Consider the following 15,993-nt stretch of genomic DNA (forward strand, 5'->3'; position numbering starts at 1 on the left):
GAATAATCACCTCTTAATAGATTGACTATCGAGATAGCCTTGTAAAATAAAAATTGCCGCCATTTTATCAATGACTTGTTTTCTCTTTTTCCGACTGACATCTGCACTAATTAGCATTTTTTCTGCCGCAGCTGTCGTCAAACGTTCATCCCATAAGAATACTGGTTTTTCAAACGTTTGTCGTAACAAATCTGCAAAGCGTTCCGATGCTATTGCACGTGGTCCAATCGAGTTGTTCATGTTTTTGGGGTACCCAACCACAAATGAAGATACCTCATGCAAATTCATTAATTCAGCAATACGCTCCATACCGAATTTTTCATTCACTTCATCAATTTTAATCGTCTCAATTCCTTGAGCTGTCCAACCAAAGGCATCACTAATCGCCACACCAATAGTTTTCGAGCCTACATCCAACCCCATTACTCTCATAACTTATGCCTCGTTATTCTTTTTGATGTAGAACTTTACAAGCTCTTCTAAGATTTCATCACGCTCAAGCTTACGGATTAGGTTTCGTGCTTCCTGGTGGCGAGGAATGTATGCCGGATCACCCGAAAGTAAGTAGCCGACAATTTGGTTGATTGGGTTGTACCCTTTTTCCTCAAGCGCCGAATGGACATGAAGCATTACTTGCTTCACTTCTTGTTCCATAGACTCTTCAGGAAAATTAAACTTCATTGTCTTGTCAAATGAACTCATGATCAGCACCTCGCTTTCGGAGTAAAATATATTTGTCTTTTACAAGCATATTTAAGTTGCTTGTTCAGTATAACCGATATCAAGTTTTAATTAAACGCATTTGACATAATCATACACAGATTGTAAAGCTTCTTCAAGTTTCGACGAATCTTTTGCTCCAGCCATTGCCATATCTGGTCGTCCGCCACCTTTACCATCACATTGTTCGGCAACATGTTTCACAATATTACCTGCATGATATTTTCCGCCAGTTAAATCATTTGTTACACCAGCAATTAACATGACTTTGTCACCTTCAGCGGCACCTAAAACAATAACTGCTTGATTCATTTTCGTTTTCAAATCATCCATCATTTGTCGAAGTTGGTTATTGTCTTTTACTTGTACGCGTGAAGATAAAACCGTAATTCCATCAATTTGTTGCGCATTTTCTAAAATAGAAGAAGCTTGATTATTTGCCATTTTTGCAGATAATGAATCATTTTCACGTTGGACTTGGCGAAGTTCTTGTTGTAATCCTTGAACGCGTGCAACCACATCTTTTGGATTTGTTTTCAACGATGCAGCTACTTCTTCTAAAATGCTTTCTTCCTCTTTAACAAATTGATATGTACCTTTTCCGGTAACAGCCTCAATTCGGCGAGTTCCAGCACCAATACCACTTTCACTTAACAGTTTAAAGAAACCAATTTGTGAAGTATTACTCACGTGACAACCACCACAAAGTTCTAGTGAATACTGCCCTATTGATACAACACGAACAATGTCCCCATATTTTTCACCAAATAATGCCATAGCACCCATTTGTTTCGCTTCACTAATTTTATGATTTCCCGTAATTACTTGAATATCATCCCAGATTTTCTCGTTTACTTGTTGCTCAATCAATTCAAGCTCTTGCTTTGTCACTTGACCAAAATGAGAGAAGTCAAAACGTAATCGATCTGGACCTACATAAGAACCTGCTTGGTTTACGTGAGTGCCTAAGACGTCTTTTAATGCTTGATGTAATAAATGGGTAGCGGTATGGTTTTTAACTGTTGATTTTCGCATAGATTGATCTACTGTTGCGGTTACATCGTCATTTATTGTTAGTTCGCCAGACTCAATAACAACCGTATGAAGATTTTGGCCATTTGGTGCTTTTTGGACATCTTTTACAAATGCTTTAAACAGGTCATTTTGAATGATTCCGTGATCTGCTATTTGTCCGCCACTTTCAGCGTAGAAAGGAGTTTGGTCCAAAATAACTTTAACTACATCGCCTTCTTGAGCAATTTCAACGTGTTCCCCATCTTTTACCATAACAATCACTTTAGCCGTAGCTATCACTGTATCGTAGCCAATAAAATGACTTTGCTCTTTAATATTCCCTAAAACTTCAGATTGTATTTGCATGGAATCAACATCTTTTCGTGCAGATCGAGCACGTGTGCGTTGAGCTTCTAGAGAAGCTTTAAAACCTTCAAGATCGACTGTCATTCCATCTTCTTCAGCATATTCCTGTGTCAATTCAACAGGGAAACCAAACGTATCATATAAACGGAATGCATCACTACCTGGTATGACCTTCAAACCAGCATCTTGTTGAGTTGAAATAACAGTTGCTAAAATACCAAGACCATCTTGTAGTGTCTCATGAAAACGTTCTTCTTCATTTTTTATTACACGCATGATAAATTCCTGTTTTGCTTTGACTTCAGGGTAGAAATCATTCATAATTTCTCCAATAATTGGAACTAATGTGTGCATAAACGGACGGTCCATACCTAAATTTTTACCGAAACGAACAGCACGACGTAATAAGCGACGCAATACATACCCTCTTCCCTCATTTGAAGGCAGTGCACCGTCTCCAATTGCAAAAGCAACGGTACGAGTGTGATCAGCAATTATTTTAAAGGCAAGGTCATAATTTCCATCCTCGCCATATGTTTTACCCGAAAGTTCTTGTGTTTTACGAATGATTGGTAAGAATAGATCCGTATCAAAGTTTGTCGGGACATTTTGTACGACACATGCCATACGCTCTAAACCCATACCCGTATCAATATTTTGCTTTGGAAGAGGGGTATACGTGTGATCTGGGTTATGGTTAAACTGTGAGAAAACCAAGTTCCAAATTTCTAAATAGCGATCATTTTCTCCACCAGGATACAGTTCTGGATCCGTCATATCATGACCATAACTCTCTCCTCGATCGTAGAAAATTTCTGAGTTCGGACCACTTGGACCTTCTCCAATATCCCAGAAGTTACCTTCTAAGCGAATAATACGCTCTTCAGGGATCCCGACTTCATCACGCCATATTGCATACGCTTCTTCATCCTCTGGGTGAATTGTAATTGATAATAACTGTGGATCAAAACCTATCCATTTTTTATCCGTTAAAAATTCCCACGCCCAGTGAATCGCTTCTTTTTTAAAGTATTCACCAATGGAGAAATTCCCCAACATTTCGAAGAAGGTATGATGACGAGCTGTTTTCCCAACATTTTCAATGTCATTTGTACGAATAGATTTTTGTGCGTTAGTAATACGCGGATTATCAGGTATTACACGTCCATCAAAATATTTTTTTAATGTTGCGACACCACTATTAATCCACAATAGTGAATTATCGTTTATCGGAACAAGCGGTGCACTAGGTTCTAATGCATGCCCTTTTTCAATAAAAAAATCTAAATACATGCGACGAATTTCTGCAGCAGTTTTCATGAATAATTCCTCCTTAAAATAGAAAAAGCCCTTGTCCCTAAAAAAGGGACGAAGGCTTTAATTCGCGGTACCACCCTAGTTACAGCAGAAGTTCTCTGCTGTCTCTCGATTATGCCTTAACGCGGCTTACGACAGGGATTAGCTGCACTCAGGAGTAGCTTTCCATCTTAAAAACTTGAAGGTTCTTTCAGCCAAGGAACCTCTTTCTTATGCAAGCCTCACAAATGTACTTTCTCCATCAACGTTTTCAATCATTTGTTTAAAAGTATAAAAAATAATTGTCTGTGTGTCAATTCTCTTTTGTAAAGTACAAGGAATTAATCCGGTATTTTTCGTTTCTCCACGTAAACGTAAGCTCTATTTCCCATTTAATTCTTTAAGAATATACGTCAAAGGTCTTTCAGCCATCGAAGACAATCTCATACTGTGATCTTCAAAAGCTAAATTGGTTGTAACCGGATTAGGGAAGATCACACATTTCAAGCCTGCTCCTCGCGCTGCTTTTAAGCCATTCAATGAATCTTCAAAAGCAATGGCTTCATCCGGTTTCACATCAAGTGCTTTGATGGCTTGCAAGTATAGTTCGGGGTCTGGCTTAACAGTAGTTACATCATTTCTTGTTTTGATGACTTCAAAATAATGAAGAATGTGAAGCTGAGTCAAATATTTTTCTACCCATTCCCGTTTTGAACTTGAAGCCAACCCAATTTTTAATCCCACTTCTTTTGCAGTAATCAAATACTCTTCCACACCATCTCGTAATTTTGGCTGACCAATCATTTCGTTAAATAGCTTCGATGCCAACTCTTTGATTTCAGAAATAGTTGAGGATTCTTTTATATTGTCCAAAATATATTTATCCAATACTGCATCATCCGTACCGATGACTAATGCAAATTGTTCAATTGTCAAATCTACCTCAAACTGTATTAAGGCTTCCTTAAACGCTTCATACCAAATTGTTTCTGTATCAATAATGAGTCCGTCAAAATCAAAAATCACTGCTTTTATCATATCGCACCTCTTTTGATAGTTTAGTCTATTATAGTCAAATTTTGTATAAAACACCCTTCAACATGAGGGTTGATATTCCGCAAAACTGCTAGCTTTCCGCGGTCTTGCGCCGAACTAACTCGAACTAATCGTTCGAGTGGATTTCGACACTTCGCTATTCCCGCTTGAGCCTACGCTGTTTTACTCCATATCTTTCTCCCATTATTAATATCAGGTGACGTATAAATAAAATCCGCATTTATGTAAGCCGGTATTGGAATTCCAGAAAAAACAGTAGTTGCCAAAACTTCGGTCGTTCAAATTATTCCTTTTGGTGAACTTGTCAATGCGAACTCTTTTTTAAGCACTTTTTGATATTCGTTTAGTCTCTTTTTAAATCTTTCTTTCATTTCTTCATATTCTTCTAATTCTTCTTTCGTTTCAAAGCATAAATATGCTTCATAAGTATCACTTCTATACAACTACTTTCTCAAATAACCTCCCTTGATCGTTCAATTACCCCAATTATTTTAACATAAATACCCATAAATTCATGACTAAGAATTCTTATTAGGAGCAGGATATACTTGTTAAAGAAGGACGAAAAACCACAGGTATGCATACCTGTGGTTTTATTAATCTATTCGTCATTCTGCCACTTCTTCTAAAAAATCAAAAGGTGTTGTTCCATTCATTCCGACTAATGGGTGTATCGTTAAATGATTAGTCGCAGTTAACGACAATTCATGGTCATGGTCACCTTCACTCACACTATTTTCGGCAACAACCGGTTCTGTTACCGCTGGAACTGCCTCACTTAATCGTCCCTTTAATGATGTTAATCTTGCTAAATCGTCATTGCGTTGAATGCCAAATTTAAAGACATCTACATCGCCACAAAGAATTAAGAAATTTTTTGCCCGAGTAATCCCTGTATATAATAAATTGCGTCGTAGCATTTTCATGTAACTACGTACTACTGGCATGATAACAATTGGGAACTCACTACCTTGGGATTTATGAATGGAACAACAATAGGCAAGTGTTAATTGACCTAGATCATTGCGCTGATAGGTTACTTCAATTCCTTCAAATGAAACGATCATCATGTCTTGCTTTTCAATATTTTCATTGGCTTTTGAAATACTTATTACTTCGCCCATATCCCCGTTATATACTTGGCTTTCCGGTTGATTGATGAGCTGTAACACTTTATCGCCAATACGATAGATTGTTTCTCCAAACACTAGTTCCTTGCGTTTTTGGGTATCATTTGGATTGACCATTTGTTGTATCATTTTATTTAATGCATCAATGCCAGCAGGACCTTTATACATAGGGGCCAGCACTTGTAATTCTTTAATGGTATGGCCTTTTGCCAAAGCACTTTTGATGACTTTTTCGACAACTTCCGAAATTTGATCCGGTCCAGCTTTTATAAAAGAACGATCAGATGTTTTATCAGTTATATTCGTTGGCAATTGGCCTTTTTTCATTTGATGAGCTAGTTGAATAATTGATGAGCCAGCAGATTGACGATATATATCAGTTAGTTCTACAGTTGGTATTCGTTTAGATGCTAGTAAATCCTTTAATACTTGCCCTGGTCCAACAGGTGGTAATTGATCTTGGTCACCAACAAAAATGACCTGTGCGCCTTCAGGAATGGCTTTTAATAGTTGGTGGGCTAACCATGTATCGACCATTGACATTTCATCAATTATGATTAGCCTACCTTTAATATCTCTTTCTGTTTCTTCATCTTTATCTTGCCCGGTGAAGCCAAGCAAACGATGTATTGTCATGGATGGAAGGCCTGTTGATTCATTTAATCGTTTAGCTGCACGACCAGTAGGGGCTGCTAAAATAATTGGAAAGGGTTCTTGCTTTTTTGCATAGTCTTTAGGATCAAGCGTTAGGCCATGTAATTCTGCGTATACTTCAACGAGTCCTCTGACTACCGTTGTCTTTCCTGTACCAGGACCACCCGTTAGCAACATGACAGATGCATTCATTCCAAGTTCTATTGCCTCAATCTGGGTCTGTGCATAGGTCACATCTAATCGTTCTTCCGTATCGCCTAGAGCTTTACGAATTTCAGACGTCGGAAAGCCCGTTCTTTCTTGTTGTTCAGCTAACAAAGTTTCTAGTTTCGACGCGATGCCTACTTCTGAATAATAAAGGGAAGGCAAGTAAAAACGGGACATCTCACCTGCGAGTTTCCCTTCTTCGACTAATTCCATACAAGCAGTTGAAATCGCCTCAAAAGGTACTTCTTCAAACTGGCTAGACTCCAACAGTTGCTTGACATTGGGTAATATTTGTTCAGCATGTAAGTAAACATGTCCTTCACTGAGAGAAGCAGCATTTAACAAATGAAAAACGGCCGCTTTAATTCGATCAGGATGTTTTCCTGTCATTCCAAGTTTAGAACCTAATTCGTCCGCGCGATGAAAACCAATTCCTTCTATATCTTCAATAAGACGAAACGGGTTTTTCATTAACATCTCAATGGTTTCTTCACGGTAAGTTTGGTAAATCCGCATAGCAAGCTGAGGACCGAAGCCCCATCCATTCAATTGAATCATTACACGTTCTAAACCAAGATTTTGCTCTAATCCTAAGCGAATCGTGTCTTTCTTTTCTTGCGCAAGTCTCGGAATGACGTTTAACGCTTCGGGATCATCTAAAATGATTCGAATCGCATCTTTCCCTAACTTTTTCACAATGGTTTCAGCGGTTTTCCGCCCAATTCCATGGAACAAATCACTCGATAAATAATGAATGATGCCTTGCTCAGTTTCAGGAACATCTTTTGCAAATGTCTCCACTTGAAACTGCGTTCCGTACTTTGGATGCTGTTTAATTTGACCAGTAAAACGATACGTTTCTTCATTCGTTAGTTGGGGGAAATACCCAGTAATAATAATTTCTTTATCATCATTAGGTATATTCGTTTCGTTGATTTTAAGTTTTACAATGGAGAATAAATTTGTGGAGTTATGAAAAATAGTGACGACAGGTTTGCCTGTAATATGCATTTCTTGCTGTTCAAATAATTCATTTTGACTTGACAAAACTGTCGCCACCTTTTCTATCGTTATTTTCTTAATGAGATCATATCGTATACATAACGCGCTTGATCAAACTTCGGTTGCAATGTGTATGCTTGTTTTAAATGATACAAGGCATCATCTATACGCTCTGTAGACACTGCGTATAACACACCTAAATTATAATGCGCATCAGCATTGTTCAAGTCTTCATGAATGACATACATGAATTCTGGTTCTGCTTCTTTGAACATTTCTAGAGCTGCTAATCCAATGCCATAAGATAAGCGAATTTGAACATCCGTTGGATCGAGTTCAGCTGCACGCTGTAAATATGGAAGCGCCAGTTTTTCGTTCCCTAACCGTTCAAAACATTTCCCCATCATAAAGAAGACATCCGCACCTTGTATGCCAAATTGAACTGCTTTTTCATAGAGCTTTACTGCTTCTTCAAAGCGTTCTTGTTCGTAATATAAATTGGCTAACCCATAAAATGCAGTAGCTGCTTGTGCATCCAGCGTAATCGCCTTTTGGAAGAAACGTTCTGCACGATCTGTTTCATTCATTCGTGCTAACAAATTGCCGAAATTGATGTAACCTAATGGATTATTTGGTTCTTCTTCAATGGCGTTATTAAAATGAACAACCGCTTGTTCGTAATCTTTATTCTGAATGGCCGCAATGCCAAGTTCTAGTTCATTCATTTTCTCACTCCTAGTCCATTAGCCAACATAAGTTAATTTTTTGCCGTGTTTCATAACTTCATCGATCGTTCCTCCGCCTAAGCACACATCCCCATTGTATAAAACAACTGCTTGACCAGGTGTAATAGCCCGAACAGGTTGCGCGAATGATATAATGGCGCCGTTAGCAGGAGTTAATTCAACTTCTACTTGAACATCTTCTTGACGGTATCTAAATTTAGCCGTACAAGAGAATGTCTTATTTTTAGGTTCAGTTGTTGTAAAACTCATTTTTACTGCCGTTAATTGATCAGAAAATAACGCTTCATGGTGTATGTTTTGTCCTACAAGCAATTCGTTTTTTGCAAGGTTTTTCCCTAGAACAAACCAAGGATCACCTGCTCCACCAATGCCTAAACCTTGACGTTGACCAATTGTGTAATACATTAATCCGTCATGACTGCCCATTTTCACACCATCCATTGTCACCATTTCACCAGGTTGAGCCGGCAAATATTGACTTAAGAATTCCTTGAAATTACGTTCGCCGATAAAGCAGATACCAGTAGAATCTTTTTTAGTTGCAGTTGCAAGTCCCGCTTCTGCTGCGATTTCACGAACCAATTTTTTCTCAAGATGGCCAATGGGGAATATAACCTTTGATAATTGGTCTTGAGATAATTGATTTAAAAAGTACGTTTGATCTTTATTATTATCAAGTCCACGTAGAAGTTGAGTTTCCCCGTCCACTTCTTTTACTTGAGCGTAATGACCAGTTGCTAAATAATCAGCACCTAGACTGACGGCATGTTCTAAGAAAGCTTTAAACTTAATTTCTTTGTTACACATCACATCAGGGTTTGGTGTTCTTCCTGCTTTGTATTCTTCTAAAAAGTAAGAAAACACTTTATCCCAGTACTGTTTCTCGAAGTTCACCGAATAATAAGGAATACCGATTTGGTTACATACTTTAATAACATCGTCATAATCTTCAGTAGCTGTACATACACCATTTTCATCAGTGTCGTCCCAGTTTTTCATAAAGATTCCGATTACATCATAACCTTGTTGTTTTAGTAAATGAGCTGCAACGGACGAATCAACGCCCCCTGACATGCCAACAACGACACGTGTATTTGCAGGATCTTTTAGTTGTTGCATTGATTCTCACCTTTTCTAATTTATTTTACAAGTCGTTTAACTATATTAACTGTTAAAATAGCTGCTTCTTTTACTTCCTCATCCGTAATCCCATAGCCATAACTAAAGCGAATTGAATTACGTAGTTCACTTGCTTCTTCACCGTACATAGCGACTAGCACGTGAGAAGGATTTATTGAACCTGCTGTGCATGCTGAACCACTCGAAACACTCAACCCCGCCATGTCTAAATTAACGAGTAGTGATTCAACATCGGTACCAGCAAAGCTAACATTCAGGATATGCGGAAGCATTGATTGTTCATCACCATTTATCTTGAATTCAAGGTTAGCTTGTTCAAAAATTGAAATCATATCATTTTTATAGTGATTATATTGTTCGCGCTTTTCTTCCATCGTTTGTTGTACGATAGAAACTGCTTCAGCGAATGCTAAAATGCCCGGGACATTTTCAGTTCCAGCACGGCGTTTTCGTTCTTGTTGTCCACCAAAAAGTTGAGCTGCTAATTTGGTGCCTTTTCGTTGATACAAAAAGCCAATTCCTTTAGGTCCATTGATTTTATGTGATGATACAGATAAAAGATCCACATTTAAATCAGCAACTGAAATAGGAAGCAATCCGTATGCTTGAACAGCATCTGTATGGAATGTTGCCTTGTGATTTTTTAACAATTCTCCAATTTCTTTAATTGGTTGAATCGTACCGACTTCATTATTACCAAGCATTATCGTTACTAATATCGTATCATCACGAAGTGCATCTTTGACATCTTCTACAGCTATACGTCCCTGTTCATTTACAGGTAAATACGATACGTCATACCCTTCTTTTTCAAGCTTTTCACATGCACTTAAGACAGCATGGTGCTCTATTTGAGAAGTGATAATATGTGACCCTTCACTTTTCCTTGCGTTAGCAGTTCCGAAAATTGCTAAATTATCTGCTTCCGTCCCACCACTTGTCAAAATAATTTCTTGATCTTTTGCACCAATACTTTTCGCTAAATACTCACGAGCTTTGTCTAGTTGTTTTCGCGCTTCACGGCCAGCAGCATGGATACTAGATGGATTGCCATAAACTTGTCCCATCGTTTCAACCAATTTTGCTATGACTTGTGGATGTACAGGCGAAGTGGCTGCGTGGTCTAAATATATTCTAGTCATGTCGTACTCCTTTTTGAACACATACTTAAATGTAATACATATACCCTTCATCTGAAGACGTTTCACTGTATTTGGCTAAATCTTCAATTGTTGTTGTATCTAAAACGGTCTTCACTGCATCTCGAATACGCATCCATAATTCTCTTTGAGGAGGCGCTTCATCTTCAATTCCTTCAACAGGTTGAATCGGTCCTTCTAAGACACGTATAACATCTCCAGAAGAAATTAAATGAGGGGGTTTTGAAAGCATATATCCCCCATGCGCTCCTCTGACACTTTTAACTAGTCCTGAATTACGCAGTGAAGAGACCAATTGTTCTAAATAGGCCTCTGATAAATCATTGTCTGATGCTATTTGACGGAGTGGCACGGGACCTTCTCCAAATTGTTTGGCTAAAGCAATCATAATCGTTAAACCATAACGACCTTTTGTTGATATTTTCACGTTATCCACCTCTATAAATCCTCTAAATTCTTCATATAGTATAGCACATTTCCTACCATTCGACTGTGAAATGACTTTTCACATATGAACACGTATAATGGAGAACAAATGTACGAATATAGGAGGTACTCATATTGCAAAACGAACCACTTGCTTATCGAATGAGACCGCATAAATTGGACGAAATCGCTGGTCAACAAGACATTATTGGGGTGAATACTCCTTTATATAAAATGATTTTAAATGGACATGTTCCGTCCATGTTATTATACGGCGAACCAGGAATCGGTAAGACATCTCTCGCCTACGCCATTGCTGGTACAAGCAATCTTCCGTTCATTGCCCTTAATGCTACTCGTTCAGGAAAGAAAGAAATAGAAGAAGTAGTCAATGAATCGCGCATGACAGGAAAAGTCTTGTTATTTTTGGATGAGATCCTTGTATAACGCTGTCTGGATGAAAACCAAAATTATGACTAAATATTCTCTCTAAACCCTTTCATAAGAAGGGTTTATTTTTTTATCCATTTATAATATATTTGGCATAAATTACCTGACCCGTACATCTGTTCTTATAGTATTATATTTATATACATAGCAAATAGTTAAAATTTTTCATTTATTTAGGAGGAGAAATATGTTTGAAAACAATTACACTTTCGTAGTAAAAGAATATAACGCTATTCATATTCTTAATGGAGAATTGATTGAGGAGAGAGTAATAGGTATTGGAATAAAAAACTTATTATCAAACAACATATACCCCTCCCCTTTAACAAATTATATTAGGAGCAAATACAAGAGGAAAACAAAGTCTTTAAGCTCACAAAGAAATGCGGCGTATGAGCTAATAAAATTTCTGAACTACTCAAGAAAACAAATAGAAAATGAAAATGAGGATTTTATTAGTTTAAGCGAACGAGGTCTTTTTTCTCTAAAACTTAAGCACGGATCTAGTTACATAACAAGTCTTTCCCTAAAAGCACGAGCTGGGGACCTCACAGCCGATTATGTTTATAGAGTCGAAAGTTATTTAATAAACTTTTATCAGTGGTTATCAGAGAACTCAATTCTTTCAGAGTCGGTTGTTTTCAATGAAGGTTCACCTTTTAATAGACTTGACTTGGAAACTTTCTACCCAGGAAGGGACGATAAAATATCAGATAAGCTTGTAGACTTTGGGGAAAATAGATATGAATTAGTACGAAAGTTTATCGCTGTTGCACAGGATGTTGCTCCAGAAATAGCATTGGGAATCTGTTTTCAATTCTTTGGAGGGTTGAGAGCGGGTGAAGTAGTTAATTTAACTAAAGCTGCAATAGAATCACCGTATTACTGGAACAATAATGACCTTGGCGAAGAAAAGTTCATATTACAGATAAGAAATAGAACCAAAATTTTATTTTCCGGAAAGCAAAATTTACAACACGAACAAGTAAAAGTTGCAAGAAATCAATCCTTATTAATAAACCCTGACCTTTCAAAAGTTTACAAAGAGCACAAAGCGTTGCTTGTAAGAATGGATAATCGTAGCCTTCTTAAAAACAACGATGCATTATTTGTATCTAAGAGAACCGGCGAACCTATTTCAGGAAAATCTTATAAAGAGAAATTCCATAAAATCAAAGATGAATTCTTGAGACAGTTAAGTGAAGAAGGACGTACTCAAGAATTTTTATTTTTAACAAACAAAAGGTGGTCAACTCATATAGGACGCGGTGTATTTACTAACTTTCTACTCCAAGTTAATGCCAACGTTACCGAGGTAGCAATAGCGCGAGGGGATAAAAATATCAATTCGGTTATGGCTTACGTTGAAGAAACGAATGCCATTAATATAACAAAGGACGCTATAAACAATATCAGGACAGCTTATATAGATAAACTAGCAACAATCGAAAGCTCAACTTTAGAAAACTTTAGGTCTAGGGGGTAAACATCGATGAAATTAACTAAGATTTCAATAGAACGAGCGGTATCAGAGGTTAGCCAGGAAACTTTTGGAAACACTGATTATATAGGTCAGTTCAAAACACTTTCCGCTATAACTAAAGACCATAAGGACCTATTTCAATTTTATGGGTTCAAATATTTCAAAAGAATTGCTGAAGAAGGAATTATTGTCAGAAAATTAGAGGGCAGCAAAACTCTATATTCTCTTCAATCTATTGCTGAATACAACTATCTTAGCCAGCAATTTAAAGAACATTATCTTACCTTGCCTGAAGCAATAAAAATTTTAGGTTATCAAAAAAAAAATAATCATCCTTATTCACATATCGACCGTTTCTTATATATGAAGGAAAAAGGATTTATGAATGTTATTTTACTCAATCATAAAGTCAATAATAATGAATATTTTGTATCAAAAATAGAATTGGCTAATTTCAGAGAAAATTACATTTCTTTTCCTAAAGTTGCTGCTGAAGCTGGATTGTCAATTTCAAGCTTAAAATACCGGCTAAAGAATTATAAAAAGCCTATTGTGCTATTTTTTAAAGATGATGTTCAATTTTCATATTTGTTTAGAAAAGATTGGATTGATTTTTCGCAAGATAAAAGTAGAATTGATGAAATTGCAATGAATAAAGTTTCAATGTATAAAGCTGCAAATATATTAGAAATTAGTACAGATAGTCTGGAAAAAGTTGCATTAGAATACAGCATTAGTTTTGACCGAGAAAGTCAAGGGCGCAAGTACTTTTTAAAAGATGATGTTGAGTTTCTTAAAAAGGAACAGGATAAGCTTTGGAAAAATATACAAGATACATATTTCACAAAAGAAGAAGCTAGTAAAAATTTAGGGGTTCTCACTAGTACACTTGCTCAAAGTCCGTACAGAGAAAATATAAAATCAATTTTCGTCCCCCCCTTAATATGCACTATTAAAAACGGGATTTCTTTTAAGAAAGGACTTACAAAGATTTACTTTAAAGAAGACGTTCTGGACTTTATTAATAAAAATGAACCCGATAAAGTTTTCAATAATTTACTTTCAACATTGGAAACTGATTCTTATTCCGCTGTATTAACTATTTTAAAAGAATTGGATTTACAATTTAATTCTAACGGCAAAGTAACCGAAGAGTATTGGAAAAAGTATCTAAAAAAGAAGTCGTTATCTAGTAGAGCTTCGAATGATTCGAAAAGAAAGTCAACAAGGGTGGATTTCAACACCTCAAAATTATTGATTCAGTTAACCGTACAAAAAGAAATTTTTATGCACTCAACGAATGAATTGAATCTCGCTATCTTCAATGCAAATTTACCCTCTTCTACAAAACTTGAAGTATATAAATTTTTAAAAGTAGTAGCAGAAAGTCGTATGACTCTTAGTGAGGTAATAAAATTCAATGCAACTTCTTTGCCCAATCTTTATGCAAGAAAAGGTGAAAAAACAGATGATAAGACTATTTATCCGATTAATCAATTTATTAATTTAATTGATTACATTAAGGATGTTAACAAGCACAAATCATTAGCTATAGAAAGTATCAATCTTTGCCGTAATTCTCAAGATGATAAACACTATGATTCTTCTTGGCTTTACGTATTATTACATTTAAACAATGCTTGGAGGCACCACGATATAACGATGTTCCCCCGGATTAATCTAGAACAAACTAGGTTTAATAATTTAGATCCAGAATTAGCTTTAGATTGGTTGGGTAACAATGTTTTAAATGAAAATGAATTACATCAAATAATGAATCAAGTTAGTGCTCTTAAGTTTATTCATTCCAAAACAAAAAAAAGACGATACTTCTTTTGTTCTGAGGAATTGATTAGTGCATTTGTTCATTCAGTAATACTTTGCGAATTGCGTTGCCGTTTAACCAACCCCCTTTCAAATACGTTAATTGATTTTGATAATAGAGCTAGAAATTTCAAAGAAGTAATTAAAAAGAATTTCTTTTCAAATTTCAACTCCGATTTCAATTTCAAATCAAAACAAATGAACAGAACTCTTATCAGCTACATTTACAGCGTGATAAAGAAGACGACAAACCGGAATCCATTGGAGGTTACAAAATACATTAGAAGTCACGCAAGTATAGAAACCACCAACATTTACATTGATATTCCACAAGAACAAATGGACTTCATTACAAAACAACTGTTTAGTATGGGGAATTTCGGTTATGCATACGATGCTTTGGGGGAACTTCTTTTAGATAACTCTTCTAGTGAAAGAGAAGTGAAAACTGAACAATCATTGATGATTAAAGAAATTTTTGGAGATATCCATCAAATTGAGCAACTAGCAAATTATCTAAAGAGGTTAACGGCAGATCAAAACTCAGTAAGAAAAGTATTACAAGGTTATTCCGTAGAAGAAAGAAAATTACTTTCAAATACTTTGAAACTTGGACAGCAACCAGCAAAAAAAGAAGGTTATCAGTGTATTTATAGTAAATGCCCCTACCCTTCTAAAGATTGCGAAAAATGTCCATTCGTCATATCTCACTTCTATGCACTATCTCAATTAAGCGAGGATTTTGATAAACAATTAACCGAATTTAAAACAAAGTTCCCATTGACTACAAAACAAGGTGAAAAAATAAGACTATCAAATAATTTATATTCGTATATTCACTTGATTGGTCTAGCTGTAAAACAGTTTGGAGAGGGGAATGTCTCTGCATTTTTCAATCAAGATCTTAAAGATATAAAAAAAGAAATAGGTAATATACCTAGTGTAAAACATCTTGTTACAATTCCCGATTTGAGAAAGGCGGATAACAAATGACACCATTAAATCAAACCAAGGATAGCATTTTACTTGATGAATTTAACGACTTCTTTTTCGACTCGAAAACTATGGTTCAAGAAGCAAACGATATTTTATCCGAAGAAGTTCGAACAGGCAGAATGATTAGCGGTGAATATACTAGTGATGTTTGGGCATTCATTTGTGACACAAGGCACACAATGGTCACCGTTTCATTTCAAGAGGTGTCAGAACCACTTTCATTTTTTGAAAAGGATAATGAATTATTCGTATCCGTGATTAAATGTTGGATCGCAACTTTAATTCCAAAATATTCTATAGAAATGTAAATTGTCAACTCAAGT

Annotated in this window: 13 protein-coding genes, 1 pseudogene and 1 other annotated feature; of the genes and pseudogenes, 4 read left to right on the top strand and 10 right to left on the bottom strand. The window is 36.3% G+C overall.

The window, feature by feature from the left end:
* Window positions 1-6: 6 nt before the first annotated feature.
* The 10 genes from ruvX to cymR all read right to left on the bottom strand — a co-directional run bounded on the left by ruvX (window position 7) and on the right by cymR (window position 10,918).
* Window positions 7-432, bottom strand: a complete 426-nt coding sequence (ruvX, locus tag C406_RS0108510; RefSeq protein WP_017380184.1) for a Holliday junction resolvase RuvX — start codon at window positions 430-432, stop codon at window positions 7-9.
* A 3-nt stretch (window positions 433-435) separates the two neighbouring features.
* Entirely contained in the window at window positions 436-702 is a 267-nt protein-coding gene (locus C406_RS0108515) for an IreB family regulatory phosphoprotein (RefSeq protein WP_017380185.1), read from the bottom strand.
* 90 nt (window positions 703-792) lie between these two features.
* Window positions 793-3,420, bottom strand: a complete 2,628-nt coding sequence (alaS, locus tag C406_RS0108520) for an alanine--tRNA ligase (RefSeq protein WP_017380186.1) — start codon at window positions 3,418-3,420, stop codon at window positions 793-795.
* Window positions 3,421-3,461: 41 nt separating this feature from the next.
* Window positions 3,462-3,671, bottom strand: a binding site (T-box leader).
* A 106-nt stretch (window positions 3,672-3,777) separates the two neighbouring features.
* Window positions 3,778-4,434, bottom strand: coding sequence for an HAD family hydrolase (locus C406_RS0108525; protein WP_017380187.1), 657 nt, complete (start codon window positions 4,432-4,434; stop codon window positions 3,778-3,780).
* 296 nt (window positions 4,435-4,730) lie between these two features.
* On the bottom strand, window positions 4,731-4,895 hold the full coding sequence (locus C406_RS20515; protein ID WP_017380188.1) for a hypothetical protein: 165 nt from the start codon (window positions 4,893-4,895) through the stop codon (window positions 4,731-4,733).
* 165 nt (window positions 4,896-5,060) lie between these two features.
* Complete coding sequence (recD2, locus tag C406_RS0108535; protein ID WP_017380189.1) at window positions 5,061-7,490, bottom strand: SF1B family DNA helicase RecD2; 2,430 nt, start codon at window positions 7,488-7,490, stop codon at window positions 5,061-5,063.
* Between the two features lie 23 nt (window positions 7,491-7,513).
* On the bottom strand, window positions 7,514-8,170 hold the full coding sequence (locus tag C406_RS0108540) for a tetratricopeptide repeat protein (protein WP_017380190.1): 657 nt from the start codon (window positions 8,168-8,170) through the stop codon (window positions 7,514-7,516).
* Window positions 8,171-8,188: 18 nt separating this feature from the next.
* Window positions 8,189-9,310, bottom strand: a complete 1,122-nt coding sequence (gene mnmA / locus C406_RS0108545; RefSeq protein WP_017380191.1) for a tRNA 2-thiouridine(34) synthase MnmA — start codon at window positions 9,308-9,310, stop codon at window positions 8,189-8,191.
* A gap of 20 nt (window positions 9,311-9,330) precedes the next feature.
* Window positions 9,331-10,473 (bottom strand): cysteine desulfurase family protein, encoded by a 1,143-nt coding sequence (locus tag C406_RS0108550; protein ID WP_017380192.1) that lies wholly within the window; start codon window positions 10,471-10,473, stop codon window positions 9,331-9,333.
* 25 nt (window positions 10,474-10,498) lie between these two features.
* Entirely contained in the window at window positions 10,499-10,918 is a 420-nt protein-coding gene (cymR, locus tag C406_RS0108555) for a cysteine metabolism transcriptional regulator CymR (protein WP_017380193.1), read from the bottom strand.
* 134 nt (window positions 10,919-11,052) lie between these two features.
* On the opposite strand from cymR, the pseudogene C406_RS0108560 reads away from it, so the two are divergent.
* The 4 genes and pseudogenes from C406_RS0108560 to C406_RS0108575 form a co-directional block, all read left to right on the top strand.
* Window positions 11,053-11,355 (top strand): annotated as a pseudogene (locus C406_RS0108560) (AAA family ATPase); the annotation flags it as partial.
* A gap of 199 nt (window positions 11,356-11,554) precedes the next feature.
* Window positions 11,555-12,853: a hypothetical protein gene (locus C406_RS0108565; RefSeq protein ID WP_017380195.1), complete on the top strand. Its 1,299-nt coding sequence runs from the start codon at window positions 11,555-11,557 to the stop codon at window positions 12,851-12,853.
* A 6-nt stretch (window positions 12,854-12,859) separates the two neighbouring features.
* Window positions 12,860-15,667, top strand: coding sequence for a hypothetical protein (locus C406_RS0108570; RefSeq protein ID WP_017380196.1), 2,808 nt, complete (start codon window positions 12,860-12,862; stop codon window positions 15,665-15,667).
* Window positions 15,664-15,978 (top strand): hypothetical protein, encoded by a 315-nt coding sequence (locus tag C406_RS0108575; RefSeq protein ID WP_017380197.1) that lies wholly within the window; start codon window positions 15,664-15,666, stop codon window positions 15,976-15,978. Before C406_RS0108570 ends, C406_RS0108575 begins: the two co-directional genes overlap by 4 nt.
* The last annotated feature ends 15 nt before the right edge of the window (window positions 15,979-15,993 follow it).

The sequence above is a fragment of the Paenisporosarcina sp. TG-14 genome, assembly GCF_000297555.1.
GTDB classification, from domain to species: domain Bacteria; phylum Bacillota; class Bacilli; order Bacillales_A; family Planococcaceae; genus Paenisporosarcina; species Paenisporosarcina antarctica.

Excerpts from the sequence above, each read along its gene's own strand:
- ruvX (WP_017380184.1), bottom strand. The coding sequence starts at position 432 with ATGAGAGTAATGGGGTTGGATGTAGGCTCGAAAACTATTGGTGTGGCG.
- C406_RS0108515 (WP_017380185.1), bottom strand. The coding sequence starts at position 702 with ATGAGTTCATTTGACAAGACAATGAAGTTTAATTTTCCTGAAGAGTCT.
- alaS (WP_017380186.1), bottom strand. The coding sequence starts at position 3,420 with ATGAAAACTGCTGCAGAAATTCGTCGCATGTATTTAGATTTTTTTATT.
- C406_RS0108525 (WP_017380187.1), bottom strand. The coding sequence starts at position 4,434 with ATGATAAAAGCAGTGATTTTTGATTTTGACGGACTCATTATTGATACA.
- C406_RS0108540 (WP_017380190.1), bottom strand. The coding sequence starts at position 8,170 with ATGAATGAACTAGAACTTGGCATTGCGGCCATTCAGAATAAAGATTAC.
- mnmA (WP_017380191.1), bottom strand. The coding sequence starts at position 9,310 with ATGCAACAACTAAAAGATCCTGCAAATACACGTGTCGTTGTTGGCATG.
- C406_RS0108550 (WP_017380192.1), bottom strand. The coding sequence starts at position 10,473 with ATGACTAGAATATATTTAGACCACGCAGCCACTTCGCCTGTACATCCA.
- C406_RS0108565 (WP_017380195.1), top strand. The coding sequence starts at position 11,555 with ATGTTTGAAAACAATTACACTTTCGTAGTAAAAGAATATAACGCTATT.
- C406_RS0108570 (WP_017380196.1), top strand. The coding sequence starts at position 12,860 with ATGAAATTAACTAAGATTTCAATAGAACGAGCGGTATCAGAGGTTAGC.
- C406_RS0108575 (WP_017380197.1), top strand. The coding sequence starts at position 15,664 with ATGACACCATTAAATCAAACCAAGGATAGCATTTTACTTGATGAATTT.